This window comes from Rossellomorea vietnamensis (assembly GCF_025398035.1).
Taxonomy (GTDB): Bacteria; Bacillota; Bacilli; order Bacillales; family Bacillaceae_B; genus Rossellomorea; species Rossellomorea vietnamensis_B.
Map to the genome: position 1 here is coordinate 657,693 of NZ_CP104558.1, position 16,078 is coordinate 673,770.

18 protein-coding genes are annotated in these 16,078 nt (G+C 41.5%); 2 read left to right on the top strand and 16 right to left on the bottom strand.

Going from position 1 to position 16,078, the window contains the following annotated elements:
* Positions 1-91: 91 nt before the first annotated feature.
* Positions 92-1,249, bottom strand: coding sequence for an ABC transporter permease (locus N5C46_RS03560; protein WP_261750956.1), 1,158 nt, complete (start codon positions 1,247-1,249; stop codon positions 92-94).
* Positions 1,239-1,991, bottom strand: coding sequence for an ABC transporter ATP-binding protein (locus N5C46_RS03565; protein ID WP_261750957.1), 753 nt, complete (start codon positions 1,989-1,991; stop codon positions 1,239-1,241). Before N5C46_RS03565 ends, N5C46_RS03560 begins: the two co-directional genes overlap by 11 nt.
* A gap of 165 nt (positions 1,992-2,156) precedes the next feature.
* On the opposite strand from N5C46_RS03565, the gene N5C46_RS03570 reads away from it, so the two are divergent.
* The gene (locus N5C46_RS03570) at positions 2,157-2,855 is read left to right on the top strand and encodes a LytR/AlgR family response regulator transcription factor (protein ID WP_261750958.1); all 699 of its coding nucleotides are present in this window, start codon (positions 2,157-2,159) and stop codon (positions 2,853-2,855) included.
* Between the two features lie 24 nt (positions 2,856-2,879).
* Positions 2,880-3,848 carry a sensor histidine kinase gene (locus N5C46_RS03575; RefSeq protein ID WP_261752264.1) on the top strand — a complete coding sequence of 323 codons (969 nt, stop codon included), beginning with the start codon at positions 2,880-2,882 and terminating at the stop codon, positions 3,846-3,848.
* A 384-nt stretch (positions 3,849-4,232) separates the two neighbouring features.
* Here the strand turns inward: N5C46_RS03575 and N5C46_RS03580 are convergent, their stop codons facing one another.
* The 14 genes from N5C46_RS03580 to N5C46_RS03645 form a co-directional block, all read right to left on the bottom strand.
* Positions 4,233-5,246, bottom strand: coding sequence for a serine hydrolase domain-containing protein (locus N5C46_RS03580; RefSeq protein ID WP_261750959.1), 1,014 nt, complete (start codon positions 5,244-5,246; stop codon positions 4,233-4,235).
* Between the two features lie 88 nt (positions 5,247-5,334).
* Positions 5,335-5,856, bottom strand: coding sequence for a DinB family protein (locus N5C46_RS03585; RefSeq protein WP_261750960.1), 522 nt, complete (start codon positions 5,854-5,856; stop codon positions 5,335-5,337).
* Between the two features lie 29 nt (positions 5,857-5,885).
* Entirely contained in the window at positions 5,886-7,010 is a 1,125-nt protein-coding gene (locus N5C46_RS03590) for a metallophosphoesterase (RefSeq protein ID WP_261750961.1), read from the bottom strand.
* 27 nt (positions 7,011-7,037) lie between these two features.
* Positions 7,038-7,445: a nucleoside 2-deoxyribosyltransferase gene (locus N5C46_RS03595; RefSeq protein WP_336275523.1), complete on the bottom strand. Its 408-nt coding sequence runs from the start codon at positions 7,443-7,445 to the stop codon at positions 7,038-7,040.
* A gap of 130 nt (positions 7,446-7,575) precedes the next feature.
* Positions 7,576-8,268, bottom strand: coding sequence for a DUF421 domain-containing protein (locus tag N5C46_RS03600; protein WP_261752266.1), 693 nt, complete (start codon positions 8,266-8,268; stop codon positions 7,576-7,578).
* A gap of 112 nt (positions 8,269-8,380) precedes the next feature.
* Positions 8,381-8,974: a kinase gene (locus N5C46_RS03605; protein WP_420720434.1), complete on the bottom strand. Its 594-nt coding sequence runs from the start codon at positions 8,972-8,974 to the stop codon at positions 8,381-8,383.
* 138 nt (positions 8,975-9,112) lie between these two features.
* Positions 9,113-11,407, bottom strand: coding sequence for an RNA polymerase recycling motor HelD (gene helD, locus N5C46_RS03610; RefSeq protein ID WP_261750963.1), 2,295 nt, complete (start codon positions 11,405-11,407; stop codon positions 9,113-9,115).
* A gap of 219 nt (positions 11,408-11,626) precedes the next feature.
* Positions 11,627-12,019 carry a nuclear transport factor 2 family protein gene (locus N5C46_RS03615; protein WP_261750964.1) on the bottom strand — a complete coding sequence of 131 codons (393 nt, stop codon included), beginning with the start codon at positions 12,017-12,019 and terminating at the stop codon, positions 11,627-11,629.
* A 31-nt stretch (positions 12,020-12,050) separates the two neighbouring features.
* Entirely contained in the window at positions 12,051-12,251 is a 201-nt protein-coding gene (locus N5C46_RS03620; RefSeq protein WP_261750965.1) for a hypothetical protein, read from the bottom strand.
* 36 nt (positions 12,252-12,287) lie between these two features.
* The gene (locus N5C46_RS03625; protein WP_261750966.1) at positions 12,288-12,995 is read right to left on the bottom strand and encodes a M48 family metallopeptidase; all 708 of its coding nucleotides are present in this window, start codon (positions 12,993-12,995) and stop codon (positions 12,288-12,290) included.
* Between the two features lie 3 nt (positions 12,996-12,998).
* Positions 12,999-13,511 carry a YehS family protein gene (locus N5C46_RS03630; protein ID WP_261750967.1) on the bottom strand — a complete coding sequence of 171 codons (513 nt, stop codon included), beginning with the start codon at positions 13,509-13,511 and terminating at the stop codon, positions 12,999-13,001.
* Between the two features lie 171 nt (positions 13,512-13,682).
* The gene (locus tag N5C46_RS03635) at positions 13,683-14,300 is read right to left on the bottom strand and encodes an HAD family hydrolase (RefSeq protein ID WP_261750968.1); all 618 of its coding nucleotides are present in this window, start codon (positions 14,298-14,300) and stop codon (positions 13,683-13,685) included.
* Positions 14,301-14,383: 83 nt separating this feature from the next.
* Positions 14,384-14,902 carry a signal peptidase I gene (gene lepB / locus N5C46_RS03640; RefSeq protein ID WP_261752267.1) on the bottom strand — a complete coding sequence of 173 codons (519 nt, stop codon included), beginning with the start codon at positions 14,900-14,902 and terminating at the stop codon, positions 14,384-14,386.
* Between the two features lie 191 nt (positions 14,903-15,093).
* On the bottom strand, positions 15,094-16,005 hold the full coding sequence (locus tag N5C46_RS03645) for a cupin domain-containing protein (RefSeq protein ID WP_261750969.1): 912 nt from the start codon (positions 16,003-16,005) through the stop codon (positions 15,094-15,096).
* Positions 16,006-16,078: the final 73 nt, after the last annotated feature.

A 16,078-nucleotide genomic window follows, 5' to 3' on the forward strand; every position in this document is an offset into this window, starting at 1 on the left:
TTTTTTTCAGCTTTAAGACTAACCATACAATGCATTACAGAAAAAATTTGAAACAATCACTTGTTGAAAGAAGTGATTGCTTCCTTCCTCTTTAGTTCATCACCCATTTATCCTTCAAAAAAAGAACTCTGCCAATGGCAAAGATGATCAGCATAATTACCAGATTGCTACCTATCGTAATCGCGATGTGTTGATAATCGACCACACCCATCAACAATTCTTTGAATTGGCTGAATAGGTTAAGAATCGGGATGGCAAAATGTTTAAAGTTGAGTTCATTTAATCCGACATTTGTGATAATCATGCCTGGAAAAGCCGCAAGCATCATAATCGGTGCACTGTAGCTACCGGCTTCTTTAACGGTTTTTCCCAGGATGCTTGTAATCATCTGCAGGGAAGCGATAAACACGGCATATACAATGGTAAGCAGAAGAGAAATCCCTATTATCACATAGACATTATCACCAAAGGATACTGCGTCTTTCAGGTTTTCTGTGAATAGCGTAATCTCAATAGCCAGGACAATGAGCGTGACAAGACCTGTAATGACACCTACAGAAGCAATAGTCAACCATTTGGAAAGCATCAATGTGGAACGTTTGACAGGTGTCATGAGCAATGCTTCCATCGTTTTTTTCTCTTTTTCACCTGCGAATAAGTCTGCAGCCGATGGAGAGGTTCCCACTCCTATGGATATCGCCAGGATAAGAGGTACAAGAAAAGATAACAGGAACATACTCCCCTCGTCATCTGACACTTCCTGTTTGGTGATGGTGAATGGCTGGATGATAGAAAGGTCCGTCCCTTCAGCTCTCAACCTTTCTGATGTAACTTCTTTCTCAAAGGCGGTGAGGGAATTTGTAGCTGCATTCATCAGGTTGCTGGAGTTCTGGCTGAAGGAATCTCCGATCAAGGTGATATCGGCTTGCTTCCCTTCATTGATGTTTTGAATGAAATCACTGCTAACAATCATGGCAACAAGTGCCTCTCCCTCTTCTACGGCTTTTCTGGGATTGTCTGTTTTCACTAATTCAATCGCTTCGTTTCCTGAGAAAATTTGTAAGACGTCCTTACTGACATTGGAGTCGACTGCCAGTGCATACGTTTCACCTTCTCCACTTGAAACCATATTTTCATAGAAAAAAACAAGTCCACTCATCATAAAAATCGGAAGAAAGACGGTCAATAGAAGAGTTCTCCTGTCTCTGAAGCTGTCTTTTAATTCTTTTAAATAGATACTAAGAAGCATAGTGTTCATCTCCTCTCACTAGTTTACTCATAAAGATATAATTAAGATCCCTGCTCTTTTCAGTCTTATATAACTCTTCGATCTCCCCCTGGTACACCAATTCCCCTTTATGCATCATGGCTACTTTGTCACATAGCATGGAGACTTCTTCCATGATGTGACTGGAGAAGAGGATGGTCTTTCCTTCTCGTTTCAATTGATGTACAAGTTGGCGGAATACATTGGATGAAGTAATGTCGAGACCGGTAGTCGGTTCGTCAAACAAAATGATCTCGGGATTATGAATCAGTGTTCTGGCAATGGCAACCTTCTGACGCATGCCTTTGGAGAAACCTCCCACCCGCCTGTCAAGATAGTCCCTCATCCCGAACATCCTGGAGAGGTCGTCGATTCTCACCTTTGTTTCATGTTTGCTTAATCCGTATAAACGAGCAAAGTATTGAAGATTCTCCCTAGCAGTTAATCGGTCATACAAACCGGTTTCCCCTCCAAATAAAACACCGATCTTGGTTTTGATTTCGTTTGGTTCCTTTAGGGTATCGTGACCAGCGACTTCAATTGATCCCTCGGTTGGTGTCAATAAGGTTGCAATCGTCCTAAGAAGCGTCGTCTTTCCGGCACCATTTTCACCTAACAGCCCGACCACATCACCTTTTGGAATCGAAAGAGAAACGCGTTTTAGTGCGGTTACATACTTTTGCTTATCTTTAAACTGTTTTGTGACTTCATGTATATGAATCAATATTCTCACCTCATTAAGTATTAATGTATTTTCATCATACAAATAATTGGAGGTAGATTCTTTACTTATGTCGTGAAATGTCCTTTTCTTGTCGTGAAAATGCCAAATTCTTCATGAAAGATGGTAAAATGAAGGAGAACTTCAGAAGATGCGAGGGGAATGGAAATGAAGATTGGTCTCGTAGACGATCGAATGATTGACTTAGATAAATTAAATGGCATCGTTTCCCGTTGCGAGGGTCTGGAAATCGTCTTTTCCACCACCTCCGCCGAGGAAGCCTATGACCAAATCAAGAAAGAAACCATCGACGTACTGATTGCAGATATTGAGATGCCCCACCTATCTGGATATGAATTGGCAGACATCATCCACTCACACGCACTTAACATATCGGTGATCTTCGTGACGGCAAACAGTGGATACGCTGTCCACGCCTTTGAATTGAACGTCCATGATTATATTATGAAGCCCTATACAAATGACCGTCTAATGAAATCCATCGAGCGACTAATGGAAAAGTCGAGAACGGCAGAACTGAAGGGCCGCCTCTATTTAAAGCAGAAAAATGATATACATATCGTTCAAAAGAAAGATATCGTCTTCATTGAAAGGTCTGGCAGATCAACGACGATTTACACGAAAGAGGAAAGGATCAAAACCTATCTGACCTTGAATGAATTAGAAGGAGAATTACGGGAAAGGGATTTCATCCGTTCCCATCGTTCCTTCATCATCAACATACACTATGTAAAGAATTTCTCTCTCTATGCGAAGAATTCATATGTGATTTCATTTGAAGGAATCGACGCACAGGCAATGATCACAAAGGAAAAAGTAGAATACCTTCAACAACATTATTTTTAAAAGGTGGAGCCAGTTGTGAAACAAATGAAAATTTATTGGTTAATTCTTTCCCTAGTTGCCTTTATACATATACACGCATTATTTACGAACCTACAATGGGATCTGCCTCTTTATTTCACTTATGCAGCAGTCTTTTTCGTAACATATCTGTGTTATAAAAAAACGAAAATACCGTCTTTTGGATTCGATCAGAAATGGAGTAACCTGCTTTCCCTCTCACAACTATTTCTGTTACTTCCGTATTTGATCATTGGATCAACATGGTTACCAGCGGTCTTTTTCATGATTTTTATCGGGATTGAGTGGGTCAGATGGGATGTTTCCACCAAATTTAATGGGCTTCAGAATGATGTTGAGCAGTTCGAAATGGAACGACTTCATTTATCCGAAACATTTCGGGTTGTACGAAGTGAACGGCATGATTTTCTCAAACATATTTCTTCGATCCACTATATGCTCGAACATCACCATCACGAAGAGGCAGCTGCCTATTTAGACGATTTGGTGGACGGTTATGAAGAAACCAACCTTTCTATTAAAGGGGAACGTGGAAGTGTGGCCGGAATTCTCCACCAAATGTACAATCGAGGAAAGGCTTGCGGGGTAACGCTGATATATGATGTGGATATGCCCCTTTCCACGTTGCCCCTTCCAGATAAGAAGATTGTGACACTCCTTGGGAATCTGTTGTCCAATAGTATAGAGGCTTCCGCCGAATGGCTTGAACATTATGGTAATCAAGCAAGCGTCAGCCTTCAGTTTTATAAACGAAGCGGCCTATATATGCTGGTTTGCAAGAACCCTTCCCTCCCGATATCACCACCGATCCTTGATAAGCTTTACCAAAGCTACGGACATACGACAAAGGAAGGCCACGAAGGTCTAGGCACCAAGATCATTCAAGAAACCGTGAAAGAATACAATGGTTATCTGGATTTTGTTTATAAGGAAGAAGAATTCACGGTGAAAATTAAAATTCCGGCGATTCATTAGAGAAATACTATGGATGCTTGACGAAATCGTAAAAGTTTTATCACCGATCTTTATTCGTATCAAAACACATTCTTACGTTTCAGAAAACTCATTGCAGGGAATATTCTTATGAATGAATCGAGAGGAGGAACCTCAATGAGTGGAGCATCCGGAGCTGTTTTGTTTATAATTATTCCTCTATTAATCATTGCGGTCATAATTGGAATAACGATTGGTTACTTTAGAAAAAAAGCGAGAAAAAATAGAAATTTCTAGGACTGGTTGTTTTATTGACTTGAGAAAAAGGCTCGGAAGTTCGAGCCTTTTTTTATTTCATATCGACGTGGACCTAAAGAGACATATTTATGATGGTATCATTTATCGATGACCATCCCTGCGCGCTTGCTAATAATATGCTCTGTATACTTCACCAACGAGCCCCTTTAGCTGATGGACACCTGTGTCTGTATTCGTCATGATGACCAGACCTGCCCCTTCATTTGGATATGCAACCATCATACCTTGAAAGCCGACTCCCCATCCCAGTGAGGAAACTTCTATCCCTATCTCATGAGTATCACGAAAGGCACCAAGCCCCATCCACTCTTTTTCAAATTGAGGTGTTAACAACTCTTTAGCATTGATTGTAGAAAATAGATTACTTTTTCCTTTGATTGCATTCATCCATTCAATCACCAATAGAGCCACATCCGTTGGGGTGGTCCATAATCCTGAAGCTGCAGGATAGGGGTATATTGGGTATTTTCCAGCTACCAAGCCACCATCCTTGGTATGACCGTAGGAGAACTGATCTTTGGAAGCCGGCAGCTGAAAAGAACTATTATTTAATTGTAGGGGCAGGAATAAATATTTTTCCATTACCTCTTCAAATGATTTCCCCATAATATCCTCTATTACAAGCTGGATGACGCAGAAGCCGGCATCGGAATATGAAAATTCGCTTCCAGGCTTATATTTCACTTCGATTGGAATCTCACAATAGGGTGTTTTCCCTTCCAATATTTCGACCATGGAAGGGGTATCAGACATAGATAAGATTTCAGAAAAAGAGCCTTCCGGATCCACAATCCCTGAATGGTGACTGAGTAAATGCCTCAATGTTATGATTCCGAGAGAATTCAAGGGAACTTTCCATGATGACAGGCACTCATTAATATCTCTATCTATATCCAGAATGCCCTGTTCAGATAGAGTCATCACTAATATGGAGGTGAAAAACTTACTGATTGAACACGCATGAAAGATTGAGTCATGTTCCACTCGTCTATTTGTTCCTGCCTCAAGGAAACCGAAGCAGTCGGTTTTACTGATGCAGGCGCCTTCAATTGTAGCCATGCTGACTCCGACTATTTGATAATCTTTCAATTTTTTTTCAAAGTTGATCGTTTGTGGTTTCATAGGACCCCCCTATTCATATCTATACAGTTTGAGCGCCAGCGTATACTATCACATCACCGATAGATCTGACCAAATCACAATAACTGGATTAAAATTCATTCTTTTCAGAGAGCATCCTTCTGATCAACCGGATCTGGCCCCTGTGATTGATCTCATCTTCGAATACATGAAACCAGATGAAGTAATGGTTAGAGGGCTGGTTATCCCATAATCTGCTTTCAAAGAGCCATTCATCATTACGCTCGGAAAACTCCTGGTACGTTTTCTTACTGACCTCCTCAAGTTTTTTCAGATAAAATTCTAAAGGATTCCCCTTTATATTCTTTCGACCTTCTTCTCCAAGACTATAGGCCGCACCCCATTCAGCCACTTCATGTTCGTTTGGCCTTCTCCCATCAAAAAGTTCTATTTGAAACCCTTTTTCTACCGCCGCCATATGGAGCAATAGAGCCCCTATACTGTTGGCACCTTCGCACGGTAAAAAATCCAGTTCAGATGGGGTTAATCCTCTCACACTGTCCAATGTCGTTTTTCTGGCATAGTCCATCTGGGAGACCAGGTAACTGATTTGCGGACTATAACTCTTTCTTGTGTCTATTTTATATTCCATAGATTATCGCACCTTATCTGTCATATTGATTAAACAACGGAAACCGAGTCCCGTTGTTTCACTGGGAGAACGTCTTTAGGTACCCATCCCTCTTTCCCATTTTTCTTGATGAGGTCATATCCTGTGCAACTACTGTCTACAACCGATATGATATCTCCAATATCCACAGAAATCTGCGCACATGAAAGATCCGTTTTTGCCGAATAGGTTCCCTTTTCACTTTCATGAATGTACTCATTTTTAACATATAATAGATCATCCGTTCCAACTTGTTTGCACAGTGTAAAATGCTCAGATGGTTGAAGGGGGATCAATTCGTAGTTTGGGTAGGAAATAGACCCCGACATGATTGTTTCTGATATGTAGCCCTTCACCACTTCACATGTTAAGTGATGATCAGTATAGATTTTGGAAAAGCTGTCCCCGTTCTTGGTTCTATGTATGATAAATGCATTTAACTGACCTGTCGATTTAATGACATTCCCGCCGTCAATGGAGATGATTTTCTTATCTTTACTTACAACCGGATTATTGGACGGAATGTCACTCGCATAATTGACAACAGGCCAATGGCCGACAATGACATATTTCCCTGTTCGATGTGATTTCTCCATGAAAGCAGGCATCGTGATCGCAGATATTCGATCCGTTTCTCTCCAATCCTTACAATCATCAAGACCAGCATGGACGAAAATATAGTCGTCTGTTTCGATTGCAGTTGGTAATTCCATCAGCCACTTGATTTCATGGGAGAAATGTTGTGTAAGGATATCTTTCACCTCCTGAACCGTAGTATCTTCTTTAAGTTCAAACCCTACTTCATCAAGCCACTCTTTCAAGATGGAATGTTTTCTTGATCTGATGTAGTTCATCAATTTGGGATTCTCTTCAAGAAGATCTTCTACCACAGTGTCGCAATTCCCTTCCGTTACATGAACGTTCGGGTTCCTCTTTGTTAAATCCATGATATATCGGACAGTCCCTTTACTATTGCTTCCTTTTTCACAAAGATCACCGTTGATAAATAGATGGTCTTCTGAACTGAAATTTACTTTTTGTAACAGTTTGATAAAAAGATTCAGTTCTCCGTGTATGTCCGAGATGACTATGACTCTGCCTTGACTTGGTAAGGTCACTCTTTTAATTTTCTTCAATGTGGTCTCCTTCCTCGAGCATCACTCTTATTCATTTAGGCTGAAAATTCGGCTTTCTAAAACATATTCCAATAATTCCTCTATTCTCCCCGAACACTTTTTCACCTCGGGTAAGTGGTAAAACGTAGTCGTGTTTGCAAGATCATGTACCTCATCATTGGGGGAATACAAGATGATCCGTTTTCCAAGTCCCAGCGCTATTCCCAGTTCGACGTGACTTCCTTTTCCACCAGGGAGTATGATGACCACCACATCTGATTCCGTGATGGCATCTTTTTCATTCTGTCCGATGTACTGAAGGTCTTTCACTGTTGATGCGCGATCGTTCCTGGTCCAATCAAATGTGTGGATATAGCCTTTCTGTTCAAGCCGATCACTTACATGCCGCACAAGTTCCTTATTTGCAAAGCTTGAGCCGATATAAAACTTCATCATTAACACCCTCTTCCTAAATACAGCTATTGAGAATCCGAACACACATTCTAATTATTCCAAATTATTTAATAAAACACAATCCTTTCCAAAATAAAAAGGTGCCACCCAAATGTAAGGGTTGACACCTTCTCTACTCCTTCAACCGGTCCCGACGCCGATCAATGTAAAGTGTTCCATTTTCCTGCAACTCAACATAAAATGCATCTTGAAGTTTCACTTGGAAGTAGTTCAGCTGATTTCGAAGCCACTCTTCAGATATGCCCACTTCCTTTAAATTCTGATACAGGATGTTCCCATCAACGATTAATTCTGTTGGGAAGTATGTAGGTTTACCGGTAATGATATCCTGATCCTTTTTGGTTAAAGGTTGATTGCCGGATTTTAAAAACACGGTCAATTTCCCATCAGGTTCGAAGATGGCCGTATCAACTTCGTTAGTAGAAAAAACATTTTTTTCTCTTAGTAGCATGCTTAAATCATCCATATTCAGATGATGCTTTCCTAACGTATCTTCAAGAATTTTACCATCCTTCATGACAATGACCGGCTGCCCATCCATCACTACCCGTGCTCTCGGTGATTTGAGTCCGATATATCCAACCAGGAGCGTTAGAACACTCCACCAGATAAGGCTCGTCAATCCTTCAAAAAAAGGCGTCTTCGATTCACCTGCAATATCTGCTGCAATGGAACCGATGGTGATCCCGGTTATATAGTTAAAAAAAGTTAATTGGCTCAATTGTTTCCTTCCGAGCAAACGGGCGACAAGGAGGAGAACCAGGAAGCTTGCTGTTGAACGTGCAATCATTTCAAAGTAATCCACGTGAATCAATTCGGTTCGACTCCTACAGGTATTTTCTATTAGTATTGTTTAATAAGTATCTAATATACTTTCCCCCGTCAACATGCATTTGAATTATCCCCCTACCACCCACTTATGAAGTTATCATGATATCTGCCGATTCCGCAGGATGATACCGATTGATATAATAATCTTCTGCTTTCCAATATCTATTTTCGAATTTTGACCTATTCTTTTTCGTTTCATTAGATTCGCGGTTAAACCTCGTCTCCCTCGGGCAGTCCAAATAGATAATCTTGTCAAAAAAATGTTTCCATTCCTCCCGCTGAAGAAATACTCCCTCTATGATGATCAATCCTTCCTTTGGCAGCGGAATGGTCCTCTTTTCATGATTGTCCTTTGCCCCGTCATAAAAAGGGAGAGTGACTTGTTCTACTCTTTTCAGCTTTTTAAAGAAGTGATTTGAAAGCCAGTCGACATCCCATTGCAAATGAAAATATTCATGCCATTCTTCTGAACCAGTATAATAACGGCGTGCCCGTTCAACGATAAAATCATCCAGATGAAAAATTTGAAAGGGACGATCTTCTTTCTCTAATGCAAAGCGTAATTGTTGAACCACAGTAGTTTTCCCCGAACGACTTAATCCATCTATCCCCAACAAAAATCTCGAATCATCATGCTGGGCACCCATATTCCTCAACAAATCCATATAGGAATTCATCATATCCACTCCCCTACCTCTTTGAAAGCTTCACATCATATTTTACCATTATTTTCATAAAAGAGGGACGGACCTCTCTTTCCAGAGCAAAATCCTTTTGTATAGGGATTCTTTCTGAAATATGGAGGTCCGTCCCTCATTCTATACTTCAATGAAGTGGGTTGGTTTGCCAATGGTGTAGAGCTTTAGTTCGTGCATGGCTCGTGTGCATGCGGTGTAGAATAGTCTTCGTAGACTTTCTTCATCGTATGTTTGGGAGGATGCGTCGTAAATGATGACAGCGTCGAATTCGATTCCTTTGGCTAAATAGGCAGGTATGACGACAACGCCTTGTTCATATTCGAGGGATACGCTCTTCATGAGTTTGAGGTTCTCCACATGGTGTAATGAACCAAATACCCGCTCACTTTCTGCAGCCGTTTTGCATATGACGGCGATGGAATGGTACCCATGTGCCTTCCATTTCTCAATTGTTTTGGTAATGTGATCATGCAGGTCATCATGGTCTGTGACTGCCGTTATGACAGGAACTGCTCCGTCCCGTTCGAAAGCGGAGATATGTTCCCCGCCGGGAACCAGTCTTCGTGTAAAATCTATGATTGGTTTAGTGGACCGGTAGCTCTCGGTCAGGTTGATCTGATCTGTTTCATCCGGACCATACAATTCTGTCAGATTACTGAAATCAACATGTTCATTTGCATGAGCAAAGATCGCCTGATTAAAATCTCCTAAGACGGTCAATTTGGCTGAAGGAAACAGCCTCTTGATGAATTCAAATTGAAACGGAGAATAATCCTGAGCTTCGTCGATGAGTACATGCTTAATGGATGTATTTGTTTGGAAACCGAGAATCAGCTCTTTTAATAGTAAGAACGGCGTCGCGTCTTCGTAATACAATTGCTCTTCGTCAAGCATTCTCAACGTCAAACGGCAAATATATTCCCATTTCCCTGGTGTATTCCTACTCATTAAAGAACGAATCATCAGAGGATCTGTAAAGAGCTGCTGATAAACACCTTTCACATCCACATACTGGAGTGTTTTGATCCATTTACGGAGCTTCTTGAACCTTTTACGTACAACCAATCTTCTCAGCGCTTCGTACTCTACTTCATAATCATCGGGGATATTTCTCTTCCTAAAGTACTTACGTGCCTTATGATATTGCTCATTGCTCATCAATTCAATGGCTTCTTCCACCCAGGACTCCATCCGTTCACGTTTCTCCGCCTGATCTATTTGACTATTAAGCCATTCAGTCAGCTTTTCAAGCCTATTATGAAAGCGAAGTGATGTTTCACATGAATAAAAACGTTCGGTAATCTCTTCAGCCGTAAGAATCGTCCTTCCCCTGAACATAATTCCTTTGAACTTCATCCCTGATCCCTCTAAGGATTTCCTATATGATTTGATTGCTTCAAAGAAATCGGTGGATGCCTTGAATTGGATGCTCGCCGTACGTGTTTCATACATTTGGCGGTTACCTTCCTTCCTCAACACGTACTCGAGTTGATCATAAGGGCCCTCCACCTGGAATTCCATGCTTAATCGGTGGTCCAAATACTCCTGGAAAGTCACCTGCTCCATGTTTTCTTCCCCAAGTTCAGGTAGAACTTGAGAAACATAGCTGTTGAACATAGAGTTAGGTGAGAATAAAACGATTTGATCCGCTTTCAACGTTTCCCTATATTTATATAGTAAGTACGCGATACGCTGCAGGGCAGCAGATGTTTTCCCGCTTCCTGCTGCTCCTTGAACAATGAGAAGCCTGCCGTGGTCATGCCTGATAATCTGATTCTGTTTCTGTTGAATCGTGGCGACGATGCTATGCATGTGATTGTCTGTTCTTTTCCCAAGTACTTCCTGTAATATCTCATCGCCAATCGTCAGGCTCGTGTCGAACATGGACTGAATCACACCATCCCTGATGAGATACTGCCACTTGCTTTCCACGATCCCACGGATGACGCCACCAGGGGTCGTATATTCTGCTGGCCCTGGTGGATAATCATAATAAACACTTGAAATGGGTGCCCGCCAATCGTAAACAAGAAAGTCATCACATGTTTGATCAGTCAGGGTCGATATCCCGATATAAACCCTTTCAGTGGGTTCTCCTTCTTCCGTGAAATCGATGCGCCCGAAATAGGGCTTCCCTTTCATACTGTGCAATGCTGATAATTTTTTTTGTGCCTGTTTGTGAGTACTCTCCGAAACCGTCAACGATTGCGCCTGCTGCCTTAAAGCAATAACGGTTTCAAGAAAATCATCGAAGGTATCTGTATTTACCTTTACCTCATCCCAGAAATGATTTCGGGTCTCCGCCACTTCCTCCATGCGCCTTCCTGTTTCGGTTTCCAGGGTTTCGATCTGTCGCATGATGGTATCAATCACATCGTCCACTCGTTTTTGCTCATGCCTAATGTCAGATTTCATCTCAGCACTCCTTCAGCTATAAAATTCAGGGTTGACTAATGAGGGTATTATGTTATATAATTATTATTGAGGCAATGTGAATATTTTCGCCCGCGTAAAAAGTGTTTCTGTATTAATTTATCATAATCACAAGACATTTACAATAACAAAATGAAACCTGCACCTACTATTTAACATAGTGGTGCAGGTTTTTGTGTATATATATGCTGCTCCCTCGTTCTAAAAAACCCCATTCTCGTTCAAGGGGTCTTCCGGAATCGGTTGACCTATATCCCATAATTCTACGATTTTTCCATGTTCAAATCGAAAAATATGGACAACCACTGCCCCTGGATCATCGGGGTTCTGCCTTACATGGGAATGAACTGCTACTGTCTCTTCATCTGCCATCGCTCGTTTCACTTCAAACCTCTTATCGGGATTTTTCACGGCATTGTCTTCCATGGCGAGCATGAGCGATTCCGGCTCACCACGAAAATAGGGGTTGTGATGACAAAAATCATTTCCTGTGTAATCCTTAAACGCTCCACGGACATCCCCTGACGCAACCCGCTCCAGAAACGAAACGGCTATTTCTTTATTGGACCTTGTATATGATTCAGACACTTCCATCACCCTTTCACTCTATATTGAACACTCTTCACTAACTCACTAGTACATCATAAAAAGTCCCGTTAAAAAATAAAGTGATGTCCCCTATCGTTCCAATGCAAAAAAAGGTGAAATAATAGGTTGCCTTTGTCACTTCTTTTTTGAAAAGCTCTTTAAATGCTTGAATAAAAAGTCGATCAAATTTAAACCAACTGAGTATCCAGGCAATGATAAGGAAACTGGCGATTGTCATTTTCCATCCCTCCCGACCTGCTGATGACATGACCCACTATACCGTCATCTTCCAACTGGTACTTGCCAGCCATTTCTCTTTCTCTTTATAATCAGGTACAATCTTCCCAACCAGCCTCCAGAAAGATCGATCGTGGTTGAGGTGGATCATATGGCACATTTCATGGACAACGACATAATCGATGACCTCCTGGGGTGCCATGGCCAATTTCCAATTAAAATTCAGCTGCCTTCTACCGTCGCATGTCCCCCATGTCTTTTGACTATCCGAAATACGTACCGACCTGGGCTTGTTCTTAAAATGATGCTGATGATTAGCAATGCTGCTCTCTACCAGGGACTTGCACCTCTTGTAGTAAAAACGTTTCAACGCCTGCTTTATCCGTTCATCTTCAAGCTCTCTGACCTGTATTTTTAGCGCATCCCCGCTAAAAGTGACAGCGTCTTTCGTGATGTCAGGGGTATGAAGAACTTCAATGGGGAAGCTTTTCCCTAGATACAGGAAAGGCTCTCCATGCTGATAGGACTTCATCTGAGGGCCATTTAAGCGCTCCTTCATTTCATTCGATTTCTGTAGGACCCCATCCCAGTGTTTCTCCAGCAATCGAATGACAGATTCTTCATCCGTCCCTTTAGGTGCTTGGACTTCAATATTTCCATAGCTATCTAGGAAAATGCCGATTGATTTACGGTTTTTATATTTGAGCTGGAATTGAATCGTCTTTCCTGAATACGTATGATTCATCTCCTAACCCCTATATCGGATTGCCAATCCCTTTAAGAAGTTCCGCGCGTAGCGATCGCCGCAAATGCGGTAATTTTTATGGCCTTCTCTTCGTAAAATCGCACCTAATTCCCCTTTTGTGATATGAACGTCAGCTAATTCCAGGATCTCAATCATATCCTCACTGGTTAAGGAAAGGGCAATCTTAACTTTCTTTAAAAGAAGATTATTCACATGTTCATACGTTAATTCCGGTCTTTCTTCTTGTCCAGGCTTAGGTTCACGCTTCCCTCTTTTGAACGTGATAAAGCCATTTAAAAAGGATTCGAACATTTCATCGTCACAATGGATGTGATCATCTTCTTTATTCATCCCATCTTCTGATTCTTCATGCTCCATTGACTTCGTCAGCACTTTCATGACTTCATCTTTAGATAATTCTATTCCGCCAAGCTTGAAGATGTCTACCATTTCTGTATTTTTAAGATCGAGAGCGTAACGCAATCGAATTAAGATATCGTTATTATCAATATTCATCTGTATACCTCCTGTGAATTTGCGTTTACTAATTCATTAGCTTACCATTTTAACGGGATAAAAAGAAGCTTGCAGGCTAAGATTCTTACATGCATAGATAAAATTGAAATCTTTCTCATTCATTGAGAACAAAATGAAAGGTCCGTCCCTCGAAGAGAACAGACCTTACTTCTAAAAGATGTTCAATAATTCATCAAATGATTGAATCCGGTAGTCATATGATTCTACTTTTCCAAATCCATATGATGCATATACAAAGGGGATGCCTGCATCTTTGGCTGCTTTACGATCGCCTTCTGTATCTCCAATATAGACAGGATCCTTTAATTGGTTTCGGTCGATGATGAGTTTAATGTTTTCCCCTTTTGAAAGACCAGTCCTCCCTGGGTTCTCGTAATCGATGAAATGCCTGTCCAGTCCATGATACTCATAGAATGCTTCGATATAACCGTCCTGACAGTTGCTGACGATGAATAATTTGTATTTCTCTGAAAGCTTTTCCAGAATTTTCTCTACATGGTCATATAATTGACCGCCGTTTTTACTCAGGTGGGGAATTTCACGACGGGAAAGGTCTTTCAATAATTGCTCCCTCTCCTCTTCATTCAACTCCGGGAACAACTTCTTACCAATTTCCTTCATTTGAAGCCCCATGGTCCCTGCCAGGTGCTTTCTGGTGATTCCTTGCTTCAGTCCTTCATGATCTATGATTGTCTTATTCCATGCTTCCAGTACCGATTCGATCGGGTCCCACAAGGTACCATCCAGATCAAAGATGATGCTGTCCATATTTCCATCCTCCAGATTCTTTGTATTTTCTGATTAGCGGGAATTGAAAATCTTTACAAGCGGATGATCACCATTTCTCTCATCTAATTATGAATGATCTTCATCTCCTTAACCGGCCAATAGACAATATTTGTCGTTCCCACTACTTTATCGATGGGGATCGAGCCGATCTGGCGACTGTCCTTACTGAATCTCCTGTTGTCACCCATGACAAATAATTCACCTTCCGGAACCGTCAGTTGTTTTAATGGGGTATCCTGCAAAGTAAAATCAGGGGTTAACGCCCCTACCGTCACTTCCTTTTGTTCATCCAGGTAAGGCTCATCATATGCTTCACCATTTATGTATAACGTATCATTTTTATATTCAATCTTGTCACCAGGCAGTCCGATTACACGTTTAATATAATCTTCCGTTTTGGTTGCGTGAAATACGATGATATCAAAGCGCTCGGGTTCATCCATTTTATTTACGATCATGCGATCATGATCCAGTAAAGTGGTATTCATCGATGCTCCTTCAACTACGATGGGTATGACGATAAAGGAACGAATAATGACGGCTAACGCTATCCCAATGATCAAAGGCTGTGCCCATCCCATAATCTTTTTGCTTTTATTCACGAATCGATTCATCCTCTCACTTGCAAACTTTCATTCTATTCATCCTCACTGCTTCATTTTAACATATAATTCCTGATTTTTTCTGTAAATATTAAAGAGATGGAACAGGCAGTTTCATTTATAAGGATGTCGAATCATTCCGATTCCACATCCTTTTTATTCCGGTATGTTTACTGACTGCTGTGCTCTTCCTCTGCCGCAATCGCGTCAGCCTTGGTGGTGTGGACCGTTCCCCGAGGATGATGAGGAGGTGCATATATCGAGTACAACTTGATAGGCGTATTTCCGGTATTGGTGACGTTATGCCATGTGCCGGCTGGTATCATGATGGCAAAGTCCTGCTTCACCTCTTTCTCATAGGTTAAGTTATCCTGACGATCACCCATTCTCACAATTCCTTCTCCTTGTTCAAGACGAAGGAATTGATCAGTATTGGGGTGAATTTCCAAACCGATGTCTTCCCCGGGATTGATGCTCATAAGCGTAACCTGTAAATGTTCACCCGTCCATAAAGCCGTACGGAACGTCTCATTAGCAACCGTCACCTCATCGATGTTCACGGAATACGGGTATGGCCCATAATCCTTTGACATCATCCGATTGTCTTCTTCTGCACCTAACACACTCAATCTTTCGGCATGCCCCCACTCATCCCTGCACGTATTCACAAGGACTTCGTATACCGTGGAATGCTGTGCCTGCATGCTGCAAATCCGATATAGTTCATAATCTTCAAGCTCAGCTTCATACCCTCTTTGCAGGCCATCCCGATAGGAATGAAAAGGAATTCGTTCTACTTGATAAGAAGGCTGGGTATCGGTAAGGGAGGTGTATAAATGGGTTAACTCCCACCAATGCCTTTCCTCGTCTTCCTTCATTCGCATTAGATTTAGACGTTCCTCACTAGTTGGTGCGGCCCAGGCCAATCGATCATATAAGTCTGCTGTAGATGCTTTTCTGCTTATACCGTTAAGCAGGGTATTCACTAGGTGCTGAGGAGTATCTTCACTTCTTGGGGCAGAGTTTGCAAAGGTGTGGGGGTATGATGAATAAGTCATCGGCACATTGTACATTCTGATCATTCCCTTCTGCTTTTTACCACGATATCATATGCGTGGATTCAGAAGGTGTGCATCCGCCTAGTTCCATGCTACC